The 338-nt window shown below is 41.1% G+C and carries 1 protein-coding gene; it reads right to left on the bottom strand.

Annotated features, from left to right (window positions below; translation table 11 throughout):
- Positions 1–338: MBL fold metallo-hydrolase (locus tag ACF8FD_RS05915; RefSeq protein WP_392453276.1), on the bottom strand; the 338-nt coding region annotated here is incomplete at both ends.

Below are 338 nucleotides of genomic sequence, written 5' to 3'. Positions count from 1 at the left end.
GTTAATGGCATCCATGTGAACAGCAATAACTTTGGCATTTGGTGCTTTCTGAGTTGCGCGATAAGTATCTTCTTTACCCATAATAATGGATTCTTTAAAGCCATTAACCAAGGCGTTACCTGTATTCAATACAATCACATCAGGTTTAAATGTTTGAATCGCTTGATCAACTTCAGAACGCCAGATGGTATCACCAGCTACATAAACCATTTCATGGCCCGCAGCTTCAAATACCACACCCATTGCTTCGCCTAATCCAGCTTTAAGCTTAGGAATACGGTACATGGCATCAGTACCGTGTTGACCACCAGTTTTAGTGAGCTTAATCCCTTCAAAAG

The sequence above is a fragment of the Acinetobacter sp. TYF_19 genome, from assembly GCF_043105125.1.
Taxonomy (GTDB): domain Bacteria; phylum Pseudomonadota; class Gammaproteobacteria; order Pseudomonadales; family Moraxellaceae; genus Acinetobacter; species Acinetobacter johnsonii.
This window is presented reverse-complemented; position numbering and strand designations above follow the sequence as displayed.